Annotated in this window: 13 protein-coding genes and 1 tRNA gene; 6 read left to right on the top strand and 8 right to left on the bottom strand. The window is 37.0% G+C overall.

All coding sequences use genetic code 11. From position 1 onward, the window contains the following. Positions 1 to 186: 186 nt before the first annotated feature. The 3 genes from fbaA (at position 187) to HH214_RS00060 (ending at position 2263) form a co-directional block, all read left to right on the top strand. Entirely contained in the window at positions 187 to 1266 is a 1080-nt protein-coding gene (fbaA, locus tag HH214_RS00070; protein ID WP_169605397.1) for a class II fructose-bisphosphate aldolase, read from the top strand. Between the two features lie 102 nt (positions 1267 to 1368). Continuing rightward, on the top strand, positions 1369 to 1866 hold the full coding sequence (locus HH214_RS00065) for a low affinity iron permease family protein (protein ID WP_169605396.1): 498 nt from the start codon (positions 1369 to 1371) through the stop codon (positions 1864 to 1866). Further along, a complete protein-coding gene (locus HH214_RS00060) occupies positions 1832 to 2263 on the top strand; it encodes a GNAT family N-acetyltransferase (RefSeq protein ID WP_169605395.1) in 432 nt (143 codons plus the stop codon). The genes HH214_RS00065 and HH214_RS00060 overlap by 35 nt, the downstream gene beginning before the upstream one ends. An 86-nt stretch (positions 2264 to 2349) precedes the next feature. Here the strand turns inward: HH214_RS00060 and HH214_RS00055 are convergent, their stop codons facing one another. From HH214_RS00055 to HH214_RS00030, 6 genes are all read right to left on the bottom strand, one after another. Next, a complete protein-coding gene (locus HH214_RS00055) occupies positions 2350 to 3657 on the bottom strand; it encodes an NAD(P)/FAD-dependent oxidoreductase (RefSeq protein WP_169605394.1) in 1308 nt (435 codons plus the stop codon). 95 nt (positions 3658 to 3752) lie between these two features. Next, positions 3753 to 6731: a protein translocase subunit SecDF gene (gene secDF, locus HH214_RS00050; RefSeq protein WP_169605393.1), complete on the bottom strand. Its 2979-nt coding sequence runs from the start codon at positions 6729 to 6731 to the stop codon at positions 3753 to 3755. 116 nt (positions 6732 to 6847) lie between these two features. After that, a complete protein-coding gene (locus HH214_RS00045) occupies positions 6848 to 7333 on the bottom strand; it encodes a dihydrofolate reductase (protein WP_169605392.1) in 486 nt (161 codons plus the stop codon). Between the two features lie 126 nt (positions 7334 to 7459). Further along, a complete protein-coding gene (locus HH214_RS00040; RefSeq protein WP_169605391.1) occupies positions 7460 to 8194 on the bottom strand; it encodes a polyprenol monophosphomannose synthase in 735 nt (244 codons plus the stop codon). A gap of 44 nt (positions 8195 to 8238) precedes the next feature. Then, positions 8239 to 9747, bottom strand: a complete 1509-nt coding sequence (locus HH214_RS00035; protein ID WP_169605390.1) for a POT-type proton-dependent oligopeptide transporter — start codon at positions 9745 to 9747, stop codon at positions 8239 to 8241. A 119-nt stretch (positions 9748 to 9866) separates the two neighbouring features. After that, entirely contained in the window at positions 9867 to 10784 is a 918-nt protein-coding gene (locus tag HH214_RS00030; RefSeq protein WP_169605389.1) for a hypothetical protein, read from the bottom strand. 182 nt (positions 10785 to 10966) lie between these two features. On the opposite strand from HH214_RS00030, the gene HH214_RS00025 reads away from it, so the two are divergent. From HH214_RS00025 to HH214_RS00015, 3 genes are all read left to right on the top strand, one after another. Next, the gene (locus HH214_RS00025; RefSeq protein WP_169605388.1) at positions 10967 to 13033 is read left to right on the top strand and encodes an HD family phosphohydrolase; all 2067 of its coding nucleotides are present in this window, start codon (positions 10967 to 10969) and stop codon (positions 13031 to 13033) included. An 84-nt stretch (positions 13034 to 13117) separates the two neighbouring features. Next, positions 13118 to 13204 (top strand) — tRNA-Ser (locus HH214_RS00020). 249 nt (positions 13205 to 13453) lie between these two features. Beyond that, positions 13454 to 14698 (top strand): site-specific integrase, encoded by a 1245-nt coding sequence (locus HH214_RS00015; RefSeq protein ID WP_169605387.1) that lies wholly within the window; start codon positions 13454 to 13456, stop codon positions 14696 to 14698. Positions 14699 to 15117: 419 nt separating this feature from the next. Here the strand turns inward: HH214_RS00015 and HH214_RS00010 are convergent, their stop codons facing one another. Both HH214_RS00010 and HH214_RS00005 read right to left on the bottom strand, forming a co-directional pair. Then, entirely contained in the window at positions 15118 to 15576 is a 459-nt protein-coding gene (locus tag HH214_RS00010) for an MAE_28990/MAE_18760 family HEPN-like nuclease (protein WP_169605386.1), read from the bottom strand. After that, on the bottom strand, positions 15576 to 16637 hold the full coding sequence (locus tag HH214_RS00005) for a DUF262 domain-containing protein (protein ID WP_169605385.1): 1062 nt from the start codon (positions 16635 to 16637) through the stop codon (positions 15576 to 15578). The genes HH214_RS00010 and HH214_RS00005 overlap by 1 nt, the downstream gene beginning before the upstream one ends. Between the last annotated feature and the right edge of the window lie 517 nt (positions 16638 to 17154).

Below are 17154 nucleotides of genomic sequence, written 5' to 3'. Positions count from 1 at the left end.
AATATTCCCTGTTTTTCAATAATGAGGATACAAAGAAACAAAAATAATCATACTTAACAGCAGGTTAACACGGCAGATTTTACACCATTAAATTAATTGTATCACATACTACATAGTTGAATGGGTTGAGCATACCTGCATTAATATAATTTTTTTATAAATTCGTAGCTTAAACATATCAGTTCAATGGATTTAAAAAATTATAAAGGCGTTTTGCACGGCGATCAGGTGCAAGAACTGTTTGAAGCAGCTAAAGCTCATCAGTTTGCGCTGCCTGCTGTAAATGTAATTGGTACCAATTCTATTAACGCGGTAATGGAAACAGCTAAAGCTGTAAATTCACCGGTTATTATCCAGTTATCAAATGGTGGTGCACAATTTTATGCCGGTAAAACATTAGATAATTCCAAACTGCAAGCTTGTATTTTGGGTGGTGTTTCAGCAGCGAAACATGTGCATTTACTAGCCGAACACTATGGCGTTGCTGTAATTCTGCATACCGACCATGCTGCCAAAAAATTATTGCCTTGGATTGACGGTTTGTTAGAGCATGGTGAAAAGCACTTTGCAGAAACAGGTAAGCCGTTATTTTCTTCACATATGCTCGATTTGTCAGAAGAGCCAATTGAAGAAAACATTGAAGTATCAGCCAAATATCTGGCACGCATGGCTAAAATGAACATGACACTTGAAATTGAGCTGGGTGTAACCGGTGGTGAAGAAGATGGTGTTGACAATAGCGATGTAGATAGTTCACGTTTATATACCCAGCCTGAAGAGGTAGCTTATGCTTATGAGCACCTTTCAGCAGTAAGCCCGCGTTTTACCATTGCAGCAGCTTTTGGTAACGTGCATGGTGTTTACAAACCAGGTAATGTGAAATTACAACCTAAAATTCTGCATAACTCACAAGTTTATTTAAAAGAAAAACATAATCTGGAAGCTGAAAAACCAATTAACTTTGTGTTCCATGGTGGTTCAGGCTCAAGCCAGGAAGAAATTCGTGAAGCTATTTCATACGGCGCTATCAAAATGAATATTGATACTGATATGCAATGGGCTTTCTGGGAAGGCATTAAAGATTATTACCAATCAAAAGAAGGTTACCTGCAAAGCCAAATTGGTAGCCCAGAAGGAGAGGATTCTCCAAATAAAAAATATTATGATCCGCGAGTATGGTTGCGCAAAGGCGAGGAATCTTTTGTAAAAAGATTAACCCATGCTTTTGGCGATTTAAATTGCTTAGATGTTAACAGTAAGCTGTAACATACTCCTAGATTAAAATGTGGTTAGAAAAGTCAATACTACACAGTATTGACTTTTTTTGTTGAAGATATTACAGACATTTATACAACTAATAGTTATAACATGTCTAAGAACAGAAACTTTTTTGAAAAATTCTCTAATTGGGCTACAACTGCTACGGGCAGTTCAGCCGCTTTTATATTAGCCGCTCTAGTAGTAATTGTTTGGGCAGTTTGTGGCCCTGTGTTTCACTACTCTGAAACTTGGCAACTTGTAATCAATACGGGTACAACTATTATTACCTTTTTAATGGTTTTCCTGATCCAGAAAGCGCAAAATAAAGATTCAAAGGCATTGCACCTAAAGTTAAATGAATTGATTGCAGCGCATGAAGGTGCCAGCAACCGTATGGTAAGCATTGAAGACTTAAGCGAAACAGAACTGGAACAAATACGTGAATTTTATGTACGTTTATCACAATTGGCGAAAGGCGAAGATAACTTAGGTTGCACGCATACTATTGATGCTGCTAATATGAATCACGAAACGAAATCAGAAAGAACCAAAAATACTACAAAACGAATTAATGAATCTAAAGATAGAAGTAAGCAAAGTAACTAATCAGGCCGATCTGGATAAGGCTTTTGCCATTAGGGAAGAAGTATTTATTAACGAGCAGGAGTGCCCTCCAGAGTTGGAATGGGAGTTTGAAGAAGAGTCGACTCACTTTTTAGCCGCAGTGGATGGTGAGCCTGCTGGTGTATCCCGATGGCGCAAAACAGAAAAAGGTTATAAGCTGGAACGTTTTGCCGTATTGAAAAACTATAGAGGACACGGAGTAGCTCAGGCTTTGGTACAAGCGGTGTTGAATGATTTACCTCCAAAAGCAGATTACGTTTACCTGCATGCTCAAGTGCAAGCTGTGCCTTTGTACAAAAAATTTGGTTTTAAAAAGACCGGACAACAATTTGACGAAGCTGGCATTCAGCATTACAAAATGGTTTTGCAGAAAAGTTAAAATGCAGCGTATTAAGCTTAACATATAAAAAGGCTCCTATTAAACAATAAGAGCCTTTTGTATAAAAGTTCTTTTTTAAAGCTATTTTACGGCCTTGGTAAATCGGAAGGAACTGGAATTGGATCTTTCTTGGTTTTAGTTAAGATTAAACGGGTACCACCACTATAAGTAAAGTAGCCACCAAACCAGTTAACAAAAGCTACCACCTTATTACGGAAACCTGCCATTAGCAGTAAGTGTACGCCCATCCACATTAACCATGCAAAAAAGCCAGCAGTTTTGAAGCTGCCAATATCGGCAACTGCTTTGTTTTTGCCAATTACAGCCATGGAACCTTTATCCCAGTATTTGAAAGGTTCAGTTGGCTGACCTTTAATAATACGTGCTAAGTTTTTACCTAGGTGTTTACCTGCTTGGGTTGCAACGGCACCTACCATTGGGTGGCCTCTTTCCAGCTTTTCAGAAATTTCGGCTGCTACATCGCCAACAGCAAAAATATTGTTGTAGCCTTTAGCACGGCCAATACTATCTACCTGGATACGGTTACCTCTCACAACAGATTCTTTAGCAATACCATCAGGCACCACACCAGCTACACCGGCAGACCATACCACGTTTTTGGTTTTAATTACGCGGCCACCTTCAAAGCTCATTTCTTCACCATTATAGGTATTGATCTTTACGCCTGTAAGAACCTGTACACCCATGGCTTCTAACGCTTCCTGTGCCTTCTTAGAGGCCTTCTCTGACAAGGGAGGTAATACCCTTGGCATCATATCGCACAAGTATATGTTAAACTCGTCTTTATTCAAGGTCGGATATTCCAGTGGCAGAACTTTATTTCTAATTTCGGCAACAGCACCGGCTAATTCAACACCAGTTGGTCCAGCGCCAGCAAAAACGAAAGTCATGTAAGGAGCACGCTCTTCTTTAGTAGCTTTTAAAGTAGCTTCCTCTAAACTTTGCAGAATTTTTGATTTCAGGTTTAATGCCTCTGTCGTACTTTTCATAGGCATGGCATTGGCTTCCATCTCTTTGTTGCCAAAGTAGTTGGTATTTGCACCTGTAGCAACTACCAGGTAATCATAGGCAATAGGGCCCAGGCTAGTTTCGATACTGTTGGTTTCAGGACTTACTTTAGTAACTTCGGCTATTTTAAAGTCAAAGTTTTTCTGCCCTGCAAACATTTTTCGGATAGGGTATGATACCGTATCTGCTTCTAATGTACCAGTAGCTACCTGGTATAAGAGCGGTTGAAAAATGTGGTAATTGTTTCTGTCAAGTAGTAATACTTCAGCTTCAGCATCTTTTAGACCCTTGGCTACTTCTATGCCACCAAAGCCTCCACCAATAATTACAACCAGCGGAAATTTAGTGTTCTTATTTGCATCCATAGCATTTTTGTAATTTGTTGCAAATGTACGATTGTTGAATAAACAAAAAAGGCTTCAAATGTTCTTTGAAGCCTTTTATAATTTGAAAGTGAAAATTATTTTATGCTTTTGCGATCAAAATCCAGCATAATAGGGGTTGCAACGCAAATAGAGGAGTAAGTTCCGAAACATACACCAACTAAAAGCGCGAATGAGAAACCACGAATTACATCACCACCGAAAATAAATAATACCACTAACACGAACACTACGGTTAAAGCAGTGATAATAGTACGGCTAAGTGTGCTATTAATAGCTTGATTCACTACTGTAGCTTTATCTGTATTGGTAGTATGACCTAAGAATTCACGAATACGGTCAAATACAACCACAGTATCGTTAATAGAGTAACCAATAACGGTCAGGATAGCGGCAATAAAAGCTTGGTCAATATCTAATGCGAAAGGTAATATACCATTAAACAATGAGAAGAATGATAATACCAGCAATGCATCATGCGCTGTAGCTACCATGGCTCCTAAGCTGAACTGCCATCTGCGGAAACGAATTAGAATGTAGGTAGAAATCACAATTATGGCTAAGATTACTGTCCATATTGCTGAAGTTTTAATATCGTTAGCAATGGTAGGACCAACTTTTTGCGAACTTAAGATTTGGTACTTAGGAGATACCTGACTTAAACCAGTACGCAAAGTAGATTCTACTTTGTTGTCAGCAGCTGTGGTGTTATCTTCAATTAAGTAATTAGTAGTAACACGAACCTGGTTATTGCCACCAAACGATTTAACTTCTGATTTACCGTTACCTAAAGTTTTGTCAATAGCGTCACGTACTGTTTGAGTAGAAGTGTTCTGATCGAAGCGAACTACGTAAGTACGGCCACCTTGAAAATCTACACCATAGCTAAAGCCACGTGTAAACATGGAAACAATACCAGCCAAAATAAATAGGCCTGAGAAAGTATAAAATCTGAAACGATTTTTTACAAAGGCGTAGTTAGCATGTTTAAACAGGTTTGAACTCCATGGATTTGAAAATTTGATTTCCATGTTTCTGTCCATCATCCATTCAAAAATTACACGGGTAATTAGTAATGAACAGAATAATGAAGTTATAATACCAATCATCAGCGTAGTAGCAAAACCTTGGATTGGACCGCTACCGAAAATAAACAGGATTAAGCCAGTCAGGAAAGTACTGATGTTAGAGTCAAGAATAGAAGATAAAGCATGTTTAAAACCATCAGCAATAGCTAAACGCTGAGATTTGCCTAATGCTAATTCTTCACGTACTCTCTCATAAATCAATACGTTCGCATCCACCGATACACCCAATATTAGTACGATACCGGCTACACCTGGTAAGGTTAATACTGCATGTACGCTGGTTAAAACACCCATTAAGAAAAACACGTTTACAAATACAGCTAAGTCAGCTACCGTACCTGCACGGTTGTAATAGGCCACCATGAATACCAATACTACAACCAAACCTACACCACAAGACATTAAACCGTTGTTGATAGCTTCCTGACCTAATGATGGGCCTACTACGGCTTCTTCAACTATACGAGCCGGAGCTGGTAAACGACCAGCTTTTAAAACGTTGGCTAAGTCTTCTGTTTCAGTTTTGGTAAAGTTACCTGAAATTGAAGAGTGACCACCTGCAATCTCACCGTTAACACGTGGTGCAGATACTACGTTGTTATCTAACACAATGGCAATAGCGCGGTTGTCATTATCATCGCCTGGGTTTCCAGATGCATCAGCGGTAACGCGTCTCCAGGTTTTAGCACCATCAGAGTTCATGTCCATAGTTACTTCATAATCCCCAGTGTTAGGGCTTACTTCACTACGGGCATCAGTAATTACATCACCACCTAAGGCAGGTCCGTTTTCAGCACCAGTTAATTTGATGGCATATAGTTGCAAGGCTTTAGTGCGATCATCAGGTTTAGAACCCCAAAGTAACTGCATGTTTTTTGGAATTACCGCAGATACTTCTTCAGTGTGTAAGTAAGAATTAACTTTAGCAGTATCTTTTGTTAAAGCATAACCAACTACACAACCTGGTGCTAATTGAGCTTGGCCACTTTGATCTTGATAAATGGCAGGTGTTAATACGCTAAATAACGGGTTTTGCTCAGCTAATTTAGCTTTGTTTTGCAATGAAGCAGCAGAAGAGGTATCCTTACCGGCATTCTTCTGAATTTTACTTAATAAGCTACCAGTACCTTTAGTTGTGTCAGCTTTCGCTGTTGTAGTAGCAGTTGTAGCTGTTGCAGTATCTTTTTTGGCAGACTTGTTTTTAGCTGCTAATATACCATTGATGTTGCCCAATAATTGGTAAACTTCACTGTTATTATAAGTATCATAGAATTCCAGCTTGGCTGAACCCTGAAGCAACTTGCGGACACGGTCGCGATTGGTTTCTGATACACCGGGCAATTCAACTAAAATACGGTTACCATTCTGCAACTGAATGTTTGGTGATGCTACACCAAATTTATCAATACGATTACGCAAGATGTTGAATGATTGGTTTACCGCAGTATTAGCCTGATCTCTTAAATAATTTTCAACCTGATTGTTGCTGGCATCAAACTTAAGCTGGCTTTGGTTAGCTTGGGTAGAAAAAATCGGAGCTAATTTACCATTGGGGCTCAGTTTTTTATACTCGCGCATTAAAATGTCAATGTAGTTGTCTGGGCTGGTTTTAGCTACTACATCAGCATTATGCAATGCTTGATTAAAGGCAACATCAGGGTTGTTGTTTGATAATGAACGGATCAGTTCGCTTAGCGAAATCTGCATGGTTACGTTCATACCGCCTTTTAAGTCTAGCCCTAAAGCCAGTTCGCGGTCTTTACAGTACTGATAAGTATGTTTCAAAACTGGGTAAACTGGCTGTGATGAAACAGAATCAAGATAAGCTTTTTCTTTGTCTGAATTGCCTTTCGCGTAGGCTCTGGCGTCATCTTCCACACTACGTGTTACCCACGTGAATGAGAGCTGATACAAGCAAACAATAGCCAACAGAACGGCAAAAAATTTAATAACCCCTTTACCTTGCATGGTGTAGTTTATATGTAAATTAATTAGTTTATAAGCATTCTAAAAATAAGACGGCAAATCTAATAAAATTTCGTAACCGTAATAGTTTAATTAAAACAAAATAAGGGCGTTCAATGTTAGCGCCTCCGTAAGGTGATAAACGAGTAAGAAAATTCGTTTTTTACATCAGGTTGATAGTCTTCGTGGCTTATTTCCAGCCACTCATCTTTATTGATTTCTGGAAAGTAAGTATCAGCTTCGAAAGCTTGATGTACAAGTGTTAAATATAAGGTATTTACCACCGGAAGGGTTTGTTGGTAAATTTCAGCGCCTCCAATTACAAATATATTTTCATCAGCATTACAGCTATTCAAAGCATCTTCAACAGAGTTTACAACTTCACAGCCTTCTATATTTAAAGGCCGACGAGTAATCACAATATTACGGCGATTAGGCAATTGTTTTCCAATAGAATCATACGTTTTACGACCCATAATTACCGTATGACCTGAAGTGATTTGCTTGAAATGCTTTAAATCGGCCGGTAGGTGCCAGAGTAATTGATTGTTTTTGCCTATACCGTTGTTAGTGGCAATAGCAACAATGATGTTCAGGTTTTTCATTGTGTAATAATGTATAATAGGCTAGATAGAGAAAGAGCAACTAGTAAGTTTCAAACTAAAGATTAGAGCATAAACGAACAATGCTGATTATGATGTAGAATAGCTTTACTCATAGAAACCATCAAGTTATTCACCTTCTGGGTATTTACGAAAAACGCTGTTGATTTTCATTTGAATAACGCCAAAGAAAGCTTCACGGAAAATACGGGTTGACATTTTAGAGGTACCTTCTGTACGATCAGTAAATATAATTGGAATTTCTACCACTTTAAAGCCGTGCTTAATAGCAGTATATTTCATCTCAATTTGGAAAGCATAACCTACAAACTTAATCTTATCCAACCGGATGGTTTCCAATACACGTCGCTTGAAGCATACAAAGCCAGCAGTGGCATCATGTACTTTAATACCCGTAATAAATCGTACGTAGGCTGAGGCATAATAGCTCATAAGTACACGGTTCATGGGCCAGTTTACTACATTTACCCCTTTTACATAGCGTGATCCAATGGCTACATCGGCATCTTTCACGCAGGTTTCCCGTAAACGAAGCAAGTCATTCGGATTATGCGAAAAGTCAGCATCCATTTCAAAGATATAATCATACTTGCGCGCTATAGCCCATTGAAATCCAAGAATATATGCAGTGCCTAATCCTTGTTTTCCTTTACGTTCCTGTATGTGTAAACGTTCGGCAAATTCAGGTTGTAAATTTTTTACAATTTGTGCTGTACCATCTGGCGATCCGTCATCGATAATCAGCACGTGAAAATCATGCGGTAGTGAAAACACGGTACGGATAATGCGTTCAATGTTTTCCTTCTCATTATAAGTAGGTATGATGACGAGACTGTCGGGCACTTAGAAAGTTGAATTAGTTAAAAATTAGCCAAAACTAATGTTTTTTATACAATTGGGTTATCTGGGTGTATTTCGTTGGTTTTATCACCACGTACGTTCAAGCCATCTGTTTCAGCTAAAGTAGCATCAGCAACTAGATATACCTTTTCCTTTATAAACGGACTTACCAGTACAAACAGTACCACAAAGAATCCCATAATACCAACAAATAGCCAGTAATATTTCTCGCCGGTAAAGTAAGCAAAGAAGCCTTTGTTTGATATGTTAACATTAATTAAAGTAGTAAAGAAAGTACCTACTGAATAGGTTAGGTACCAGATAGCTGTCATAGTACTTTTCATGGATGGAGGCGACTGGGTATAAGCATACTCTAAGCCGGTAATTGATACTAATACTTCGCCTGCAGATAGCATGAAGTACGCAAATATTTGCCACCATACAGAAGGGTGACCACCTGCATCAATAGAACGTTGTAAGAAAGCAATTATCACAAAGCTGAAGCCTGTGATGAACAAACCTGCACCAATTTTTTTAAGCGGTGTAAGTTTAATGCCCATTTTTCCCACAAGTGGATAAATCCCATAATTGAATACTGGTATCATGAGTAATAAAAACAAGGCATTCACAAATTGAATTTGAGAAGGCAGGATGTGCATGTTAAAAATACCCAAACCCAGGTTTAACTTTTCGGCCTGTAAAATCCACTCAGAACCGTTCATGTCCCACATACCCCAAAAGATAGGAATAAAGGCAAATACAGCAATTACGCCCCAAACAGCCTTTATAGCCTCTACTTTTTCTATACCATATTTGGCTTCAGCTTGCTGCCAAGCAGTTTTTGATTTGTCTTTTTTAGCAAAGAATGCACTTAAAGTGTAAAAGTTTACAGTAACAAAGTTGTCTTTTTTGATACCTCCCGGAGGTAGTTTTACATAACTTTTACTACCTAAAAAGAAAATCAGTGTAGCTAACGCCATTAATATTCCGGGTACACCAAACGCCCAGGCCGCACCCGCTTTATCATAAATTAATGGTATTAATAACAAACTAATCATAGAGCCCGCATTGATGCTGAAATAGAACCAACCATAAATACTGCTCATTAAATGTTGGTTTTTATGATCGAACTGATCACCTACGTTGGCAGATACACAAGATTTAATAGCACCTGCCGAAAAAGCAATGACAATTAGCCCAGTAACGAAACCCGACAACGAGGTATCAAACATGGATAAGATAAAGTGACCAATAGTATAAACTAATGAGCCGATCAAAATAACGCGGTATTTGCCAAAAAACCAATCGGCTAATATAGCACCAAGCAAAGGCGTAAAATAAACCAGGGTAGAAAACGCGTGGTTAATAGCATTGGCTTTAGCATTAGCTACTTCTATGGTTTCATGATTGAAAAACTGATGTACCAGAAAAACAGCAATAATACTGCGCATTCCATAAAAACTGAATCGTTCGGCAAACTCATTACCGATAATAAAAGGTACGCTTCTCGGAATCTTGGCTGTTGATTTGACTGGGGTATCAATAATTTCTTGCATGATGATGATCCGTTAAAAAAATTTCGCCTAAAATACTACAATTATCACTAATCAAAATTTTGTGTTGAGATTAATCATTGCAGAATTTATATATTCTGTATTCCAACATGTTTTAAAATTTATTGCTTACGTACAGGTACAGAGTTCCGGTCAATAATAGCTTGCTTTTTAGGGTCGGGTTGGTCAATATCTTGCGGTGTAGGTACGTTGCGCATATCTAAATTATCTTTTAATTGCCATTTACCATTGATTAGCTTATATCCATCGTAAGTCAGGTCTGGACCATATAAGTCTGGTTTGTCTTTCAGTTTATCATCTGGTGGTGCCAAGTGGTCAAATACAATGAGTTTTTGTTCGGGAACGTAATGCAACAGCATAGATGCTTGCCGACTATATTCAAAGATAATCCGTTTATGAGGTTTTAAATGTTCTTCAAAAACAGGCATACCAAATAAGGGTTTGTTATTTTGAAAGCGTAAAACCTCAATCACTTTTTTTGTGGATTTGATCGTGTTGCCTTTCCATCCTAACAAGATATAATATGGGCTACTACTTGCAACCGGTATAATTTTGTAATATTCGGCGCCATACCATTTTCGGTTATCCAACATAGAATCTTGAGGGTTCTTCAGTAATGGCGAGTAATCTTCCAGTGGGTACAAAGCTAGCTTACCTGGTATATTCATCTGAATGGCTCCATAGAAGCGGTAGCTGCCATCATCATTCATCAAGAACCAGCTAAAAATCCGAAACTTATCGTCCGGTGATGTTTGTATGCTGATGCTTTTTACAGAATCAAACCCGAATGAAAAAGAATTTGGAGTTTGTAATGCTTTAACCAGGGTACGTATAAAAGCGTAATTGGCATTTTTACGTTCCAGTTCGTTTTCATTATTGATTAATGTGTGGCTTAACTGCGTTAAACTATCCTGGTAGGGACGTAGGCGATTTAATTCATCAGGAGTTAAAAAGTGCTGTGCTAAACTGATACTTGGTACAATCAGCATAAAGGCAAGCAACCACTGTATTTTTTTCATTGTATTAAAAACGTAATTCAGGTTAGAGCATTATAAAAGTGTAAAGCTTTATTATAGATAAATATGATAAGTATTTCAGCTAAAATCAAGCAGCAATCCGGCATGTTTAGATTGCACTTTAAAGTTTAACGATTTACTTTACCTTTGAACTTGCTCCTCAAATTAACAGTTTAACTATTATAATGGCAAAACTATCTATTTCACGCCAAAGAGCTATACTACGTAAATATGCTATAGGTGTAAAATTTTTGATGATACTGGCCAGTGTGTTCCTCATTGTGGCATCATTACCTAAGCAATCTAAGTTCAGGTATGAATTTGAAAAAGGCAGAATCTGGACTCAAAAAGATTTAATAGCGCCATATAACTATGCTATGCTGAAAACCGGCACTGAAATGGAGCAGGATGAAGAAGTGGCCGTTAATAGTGTTTATCCTGTTTATCAACTTAACAACGATGTTCAGAAGCAACAGCTAGAAGGATACAAGAATGATTTTGATTTAAAATGGCCTACCTCAGGTGTTAATGAACATGTAAAGAAACAATATTTTGCTATAGGTGAAAACTTATTGAACCATATTTATACCGTTGGTTTGCTTACGTTAGATGCCAAGCACCAGCGCCGTAATGATAATTACAATATTGCGGTGGTTAGTAAAAACGTATCTGTTGAAAAAAACACTTCAGGATTATATACTAAAGAAAAAGCTTTAGCTTATTGTGATAATGTTTTAAGCCATTATGCAGGGATTGATAAAGCTTTTATGCTTGATATACTGCAAAACCGGTTACAGAACAACTTAAATTACGATGATAAATTAACTACCCGGCTGGAAAAAGAAGTGCTGAGTAATCTATCCACAACAAGAGGGATGGTGCAAAAAGGAGAAGTAGTTGTGGCTAAAGGAGCTGTGATAAATGATGAAGTTTATCAAAAGCTACAATCTTATAAAAAATCGTTTGAAGATAGCAGCCAGGTAAATGGCAATCGTTTCTTGGTGTTGGCGGGGCAGTTTTTGCTGGTAAGTGTAGTGGTTACCTTGCTTGTTGTATTTCTTTATTTATTCAGGAAAGATATTTACCAAGATAACCGCTTGATAGGGTTGATACTGCTGGTTATTACAGCCATGCTGGCCACCTTATCATGGGCTATAACTTTGCAGCTGCCTAATTTGTATTACATACCTTATTGTATTGTACCCATTATTATACGCATACTTTTTGATACGCGCCTGGCTTTGAATATCCATTTACTTGTAATTCTAGTAGCTGGCTTTTTTGTACCCAATAGCTTTGAGTTTGCCTATTATGAAATTACAGCCGGTATGGTGTCTATTTACAGCATTAAGAACCTGCTACGCCGCGGACAGTTTTTGACTTCAGCTCTTTTAATAACAATAAATTACTTTTTGGCTTTCATAGGGATTTCTTTCATACGTGAAGGCAACTTCGATAGCATTGAATGGATTGAGTTTTTTCCGTTTGTAGTAAGCGTAATGCTTACTTTATTAGCTTATCCTTTGATTTATGCATTCGAAAGAGCCTTCCGCATTACCTCTGATTTAACACTTATTGAATTAACTAATACCAATGCTCCCTTGTTGCGTGATTTAGCTTTTAAAGCACCTGGTACCTTTCAACATTCATTACAAGTGGCCAACCTGGCTGAAAATGCCATCTATAGCATTGGTGGCAACGCCTTGTTGGTTAGGGCAGGGGCATTATATCATGATATAGGAAAAATGGAAAACCCTTTGTACTTTATTGAAAATCAAAGTTCCGGTTTTAATCCGCATGATAAACTGCCTTACGAGGAAAGTGCCCAGATTATTATTAGACACGTACGGCAGGGTGTTGAAATGGCAGATAAGGCTAATTTGCCTGAAGCAGTTATCAACTTTATACGTACCCATCATGGCAATACCCGAGTAGATTATTTTTACCAATCTTATTTAAAAAACTTTCCAGAAAAATTGATTGATGAGAACATTTTTCGCTATCCTGGGCCTATTCCCTTCTCGAAAGAGACGGGTGTTTTAATGCTTGCCGATTCAGTTGAGGCTGCTTCTCGTTCATTACGCGAGCCGAATGCACAATCTATTAATGATTTGGTAGATCGTATAGTTAACTACAAGCTAAGTCAGAACCAGTTGAAAGACAGTGATATAACTTTGAAAGACTTAGAAACTATAAAAGATATTTTTAAGCGTATGCTAATGAGTATCTATCATGTTCGAATAGATTACTAGAAAACTGAATTTTTTTTTTGACGACTTAAGTGAATTACTATATTTGCAGTCCCAAAGCATAGGGGCGGTTACTACCGTAGAACAGGTGAGGTGCCTGAGAGGCCGAAAGGATCAGTTTGCTAAACTGACGTACGGGAAACTGTACCGAGGGTTCGAATCCCTCCCTCACCGCTGATTAAATAGTCAAATAACATCAAAAGCTTGTAAATCAAATTTTTACAGGCTTTTTTGTTTCCATGAGATAACCAAAACGTTCAAGATTTCGCAATTTAAATCAGCGTCATTCGTGGCGTCTTTTTTTAACGAAAAAAAACGCCACGAAACCGTCATAAACAATTGATTTACAAGGTGTTTAATGGATGAACATCTTGACTTTTTACTTCTGTATTTCGATATTTAAACACTTATTAAATTATCGTCATGCTAGAAAAAAGTTTAGGGTTGATGTTCTTTTTAAAAAGACCAAAAAATTATCAAAGTGGACCGATGTATATCTATCTCAAGGTTACAGTAGATGGCGTGCCTAAAGATCTTTCGGTTAAACGGTCCTGGGAGCCTTCGAGATGGAACTCTAAGGGAAATAAGGCAAGCGGTAACAAGGAAGACGCAAAAGCGCTTAATGAGTATCTATATTTATTACAGAACAAAGCATATGATGCAAGAAAACACTTGATCGACCGTGGGAAAGTGGTAACAGCGTCGGCTATAGTAGAATTGTTATCAGGTATCAATGAGCGGAAGTGGATGTTACTCTCGTTATTTGAAGCGCATAATAATGGTTTAAAGAATATGGCCGGTAAGGGTGTTGCCAAAGGAACTTATACTAATTTTAATACTTCCTTTAAGCACACCGCTAAGTTTATCAAAAAAGAATATAAAGTGGATGATATCAACATTCGCTCCTTAGATCTTGAATTTGTCAAAAAGTTATATAATTGGTACCGTACAGATCAAAATCTAATCCATAATTCAGCGTTAAAAAATATTGCCAATATGAAGAAGATTGTATTGGATTGTGTAGATAACGGATGGTTACTAGGGGATCCTTTCGCTAAATTTGAGATGACCAGAGATGAAGTAGATACCGTTTTTCTTACCAAAGAAGATTTGCAGGCTATTGCAACGAAAACGTTAAATAACGCTCGCTTAGAAAAAGTTCGAGACCTGTTCGTGTTCTGCTGCTTTACCGGCCTTTCTTTTATTGACGTTAAACAACTCAAAAGGTCGGAAGTTAATATTGATTATAATGGCGAACTACGCATCTATAAAAATCGGCAGAAGACGGGTACCCCAGCTGTAATTCCTTTATTACCTATTTCTAAAAAGATTCTGTCTAAGTATAAAAACGATGAAGATTGCTTATTAAAGGATATTTTGCTTCCTGTACTAAGTAATCAGAAGTACAATTCTTATCTTAAAGAATTGGGAACAATCGCTAACATAAGCATTGAACTGAGTTCCAAAGTAGCGAGGAATACGTTTGCTACCACTGTGACACTGGCTAATAACGTTCCTATGGAAACCATCAGCAAAATGATGGGACACAAATCCCTCCGCCAAACACAGCATTATGCCAAAGTGCTAGCAGTTAAAGTGAGCGAAGATATGCAGTTACTCCAAAAACGGTTTAAGAAAACCAACTATTTAGCTGATTATAACATTTAATTTTAAAATGAATATTCTTTTGAATACATATTTATTCAAAAGAATATTCATTTTAGTAACATATCAAAGTTTTGGACGGGACTTGAACTTTGCCCTAAAAACCGCAATTAAATAATATCTTTAAACTTTTTAAATCAGTGCTCACCAATTTAATATTATTAGACTTTAATAGACTAATCAAATATATAGAACGATTTTGAGTATTATAACAAGTTCACAATTCTGGCCTAAGCAACTAATTTCAATGTCTGTATTAGCCCTCAACAAACCGTTAGTTGTATGGAGAGTTTGATGTGATCATCGGCCGTATTAAGCGTAAATATTATGTGTGCCAATAAGCCTATTGAGAAAAAACATTTTATCCTAGAAAGTTTTACTTGTGATTGGCCATAAATGCAGCGCGGCTAACAAAGTGGTTACTACTTTTTTATTATGATTTTCAATAATTGTATAACTTCTTTCACTTTAAAATAATACCCTTCCATCATTTTAAATGTTAAATTGTCAACTTCTCCATGTGCAATGTTATTTCTGTTTGTAACTACAGAATTGAGTGCAGACCTTTGCTCCTCTGAAATTTTAGCGCAGAATTTTGCATGCCATTCATCACTGAATGATTTCAAACAATATTCTATCTTCTCATCTTTAAGGTTTGTAAGAGAACGTATGGATTTACCAATATAATTCTCCACTTGTTGAGGAGAAGAACCGTGAACAAATTCTAATAAAAGACCTTTTAAAGCATTTTCTAACAATCCAGATGTTCTTATGCAAAGGAATTTTGATAAATACGCTTTAATTTCTTCATCACTTACAGCCTGTACCATATTAAATAGTTCATCTAATTTTTTCTCCTGCTGATCTAGACGCAATTTCATTAAGCAAGCTTTGAAAATTTGCCCGTAGCCAGTTCAATGCGCTTTTTCAATGAGTTTTCATCAGATGTGCCAGTATCAATTAACTTTTTATATGATTTGTCATTTAATAAAGTTCTATAAGTATCTTTAAATTTTAATGTATCTAAAATAGGCCCGCGTTCCAAGCGTTTTCCTACACCAATAAGTATTGAATCAAAGATTGCTGTATGCACACCCTTTTCTACTTTGAATGCGGATTTTCCAAGATTAGTATCAATGAAAGTGATTGTCCGGTTGAACGTTTCTTCTAACAATTCTTGTGAATATAATTCAAAATTTCTGTTAGCCGACATTCTTCTGTTAAGAAAATCCTTTAGCGGTTTTTGGTACAATTCTATATCGTAATAAAGAGAAAAAAATCGTAAAACAAGCTCTTCTTCTTTTAACCTATCATTATGTTTAGGCCCAAAGATCATTCTCCAATGAACGTTTTTAGTGAGCTTTCCTAATAATTCATTGTATTTACCGTAGTAAATACAGGCACGGATTTCTTGTGGACTTAAAGGTCGTCCACCGCTATTTAATCTTTCAAAAATTAAATAAATGCTACTCTCATTATCGTCCGGCTCATCCTGACGAATTATCGTTGAGTGTAAAATGGAATCGTCCAACCTAGTTTTGTCGGAAAGAGATAGATCATGATACCTTTTGCCTTCAAGATCTTTTTGTACTCCTAAAAGCCGAAATTCCTGATCTTTAAATTTGCCAGTATAATAACTGTGCAATGTTAAAAGTCTTTGCTGACCGTCAACAATTAACAACCGGTTTGTTTCCTTTTCTTTCGAAAGAAAAATACCTGGCACCGGGAGGCCTAAAATTAGGGATTCAACAAATTTTGAAGCTTCAAAAATATCCCAGACGAATTTACGCTGAAAGGGTGGAACGAAAATTACCTTTGAACTAATTCGTTGTACAAGGGAGTCCACTGGATAGTCGGCACCATAACTGGTAATTTCATACCGAAAGTCAATATGTTCTTTTTCAGTTTCGTCAATAATTGTGAAAAGTTCGTACTGGTACATGCTCCGGATTTTGTTTAAAGGTATTAATTCTTAAAATATATCCCTAATGCTTATGGTATAACATTTTTCATGCTTCAATGTGACATTTACTTATCTTAAAGCATCTTAAGGGTCATTTTTTTCGACTAGGATGACATCAAATAAGATCATTTATTTTACCTACTCATGTACCTACGTGTTGTTATGTTCTAGTGTTGATTTGTATTTTGGAAACGAAGTAAATTGCGGTTAATATTGTGAGGGGTATATGAACATAAAGCAATAAAAGTACCTTAACAAGTTTAAATAAAAAGTTTCGGGTTATATTAAATGACAATGGTCTTCGTATTGATTTTAAACAATTATTATTACATCGAAGTTCTAAGCTCAGGTATATAAAAAATGCACTTTATTTTCTTTCTAAGATTTATTTCGAGGCTTTAAGATAATCAGAAAGGGTAAAGTGCAACAGAGGCTTAAACTACTTTTGTCAAGTGATAATCGCATGCACTTTAAGCCACAATAGCAATCTACATTT

It is taken from the genome of Mucilaginibacter robiniae (assembly GCF_012849215.1).
GTDB lineage: Bacteria > Bacteroidota > Bacteroidia > Sphingobacteriales > Sphingobacteriaceae > Mucilaginibacter > Mucilaginibacter robiniae.
This window is presented reverse-complemented; position numbering and strand designations above follow the sequence as displayed.

What these genes read in the sequence shown, in the direction of transcription:
- HH214_RS00035 (WP_169605390.1), bottom strand. Translation starts at nt 9,747, where the DNA reads ATGCAAGAAATTATTGATACCCCAGTCAAATCAACAGCCAAGATTCCG.
- HH214_RS00025 (WP_169605388.1), top strand. Translation starts at nt 10,967, where the DNA reads ATGGCAAAACTATCTATTTCACGCCAAAGAGCTATACTACGTAAATAT.
- HH214_RS00055 (WP_169605394.1), bottom strand. Translation starts at nt 3,657, where the DNA reads ATGGATGCAAATAAGAACACTAAATTTCCGCTGGTTGTAATTATTGGT.
- HH214_RS00060 (WP_169605395.1), top strand. Translation starts at nt 1,832, where the DNA reads ATGAATCTAAAGATAGAAGTAAGCAAAGTAACTAATCAGGCCGATCTG.
- HH214_RS00045 (WP_169605392.1), bottom strand. Translation starts at nt 7,333, where the DNA reads ATGAAAAACCTGAACATCATTGTTGCTATTGCCACTAACAACGGTATA.
- secDF (WP_169605393.1), bottom strand. Translation starts at nt 6,731, where the DNA reads ATGCAAGGTAAAGGGGTTATTAAATTTTTTGCCGTTCTGTTGGCTATT.
- HH214_RS00065 (WP_169605396.1), top strand. Translation starts at nt 1,369, where the DNA reads ATGTCTAAGAACAGAAACTTTTTTGAAAAATTCTCTAATTGGGCTACA.
- HH214_RS00010 (WP_169605386.1), bottom strand. Translation starts at nt 15,576, where the DNA reads ATGAAATTGCGTCTAGATCAGCAGGAGAAAAAATTAGATGAACTATTT.
- HH214_RS00015 (WP_169605387.1), top strand. Translation starts at nt 13,454, where the DNA reads ATGCTAGAAAAAAGTTTAGGGTTGATGTTCTTTTTAAAAAGACCAAAA.
- fbaA (WP_169605397.1), top strand. Translation starts at nt 187, where the DNA reads ATGGATTTAAAAAATTATAAAGGCGTTTTGCACGGCGATCAGGTGCAA.
- HH214_RS00005 (WP_169605385.1), bottom strand. Translation starts at nt 16,637, where the DNA reads ATGTACCAGTACGAACTTTTCACAATTATTGACGAAACTGAAAAAGAA.
- HH214_RS00030 (WP_169605389.1), bottom strand. Translation starts at nt 10,784, where the DNA reads ATGAAAAAAATACAGTGGTTGCTTGCCTTTATGCTGATTGTACCAAGT.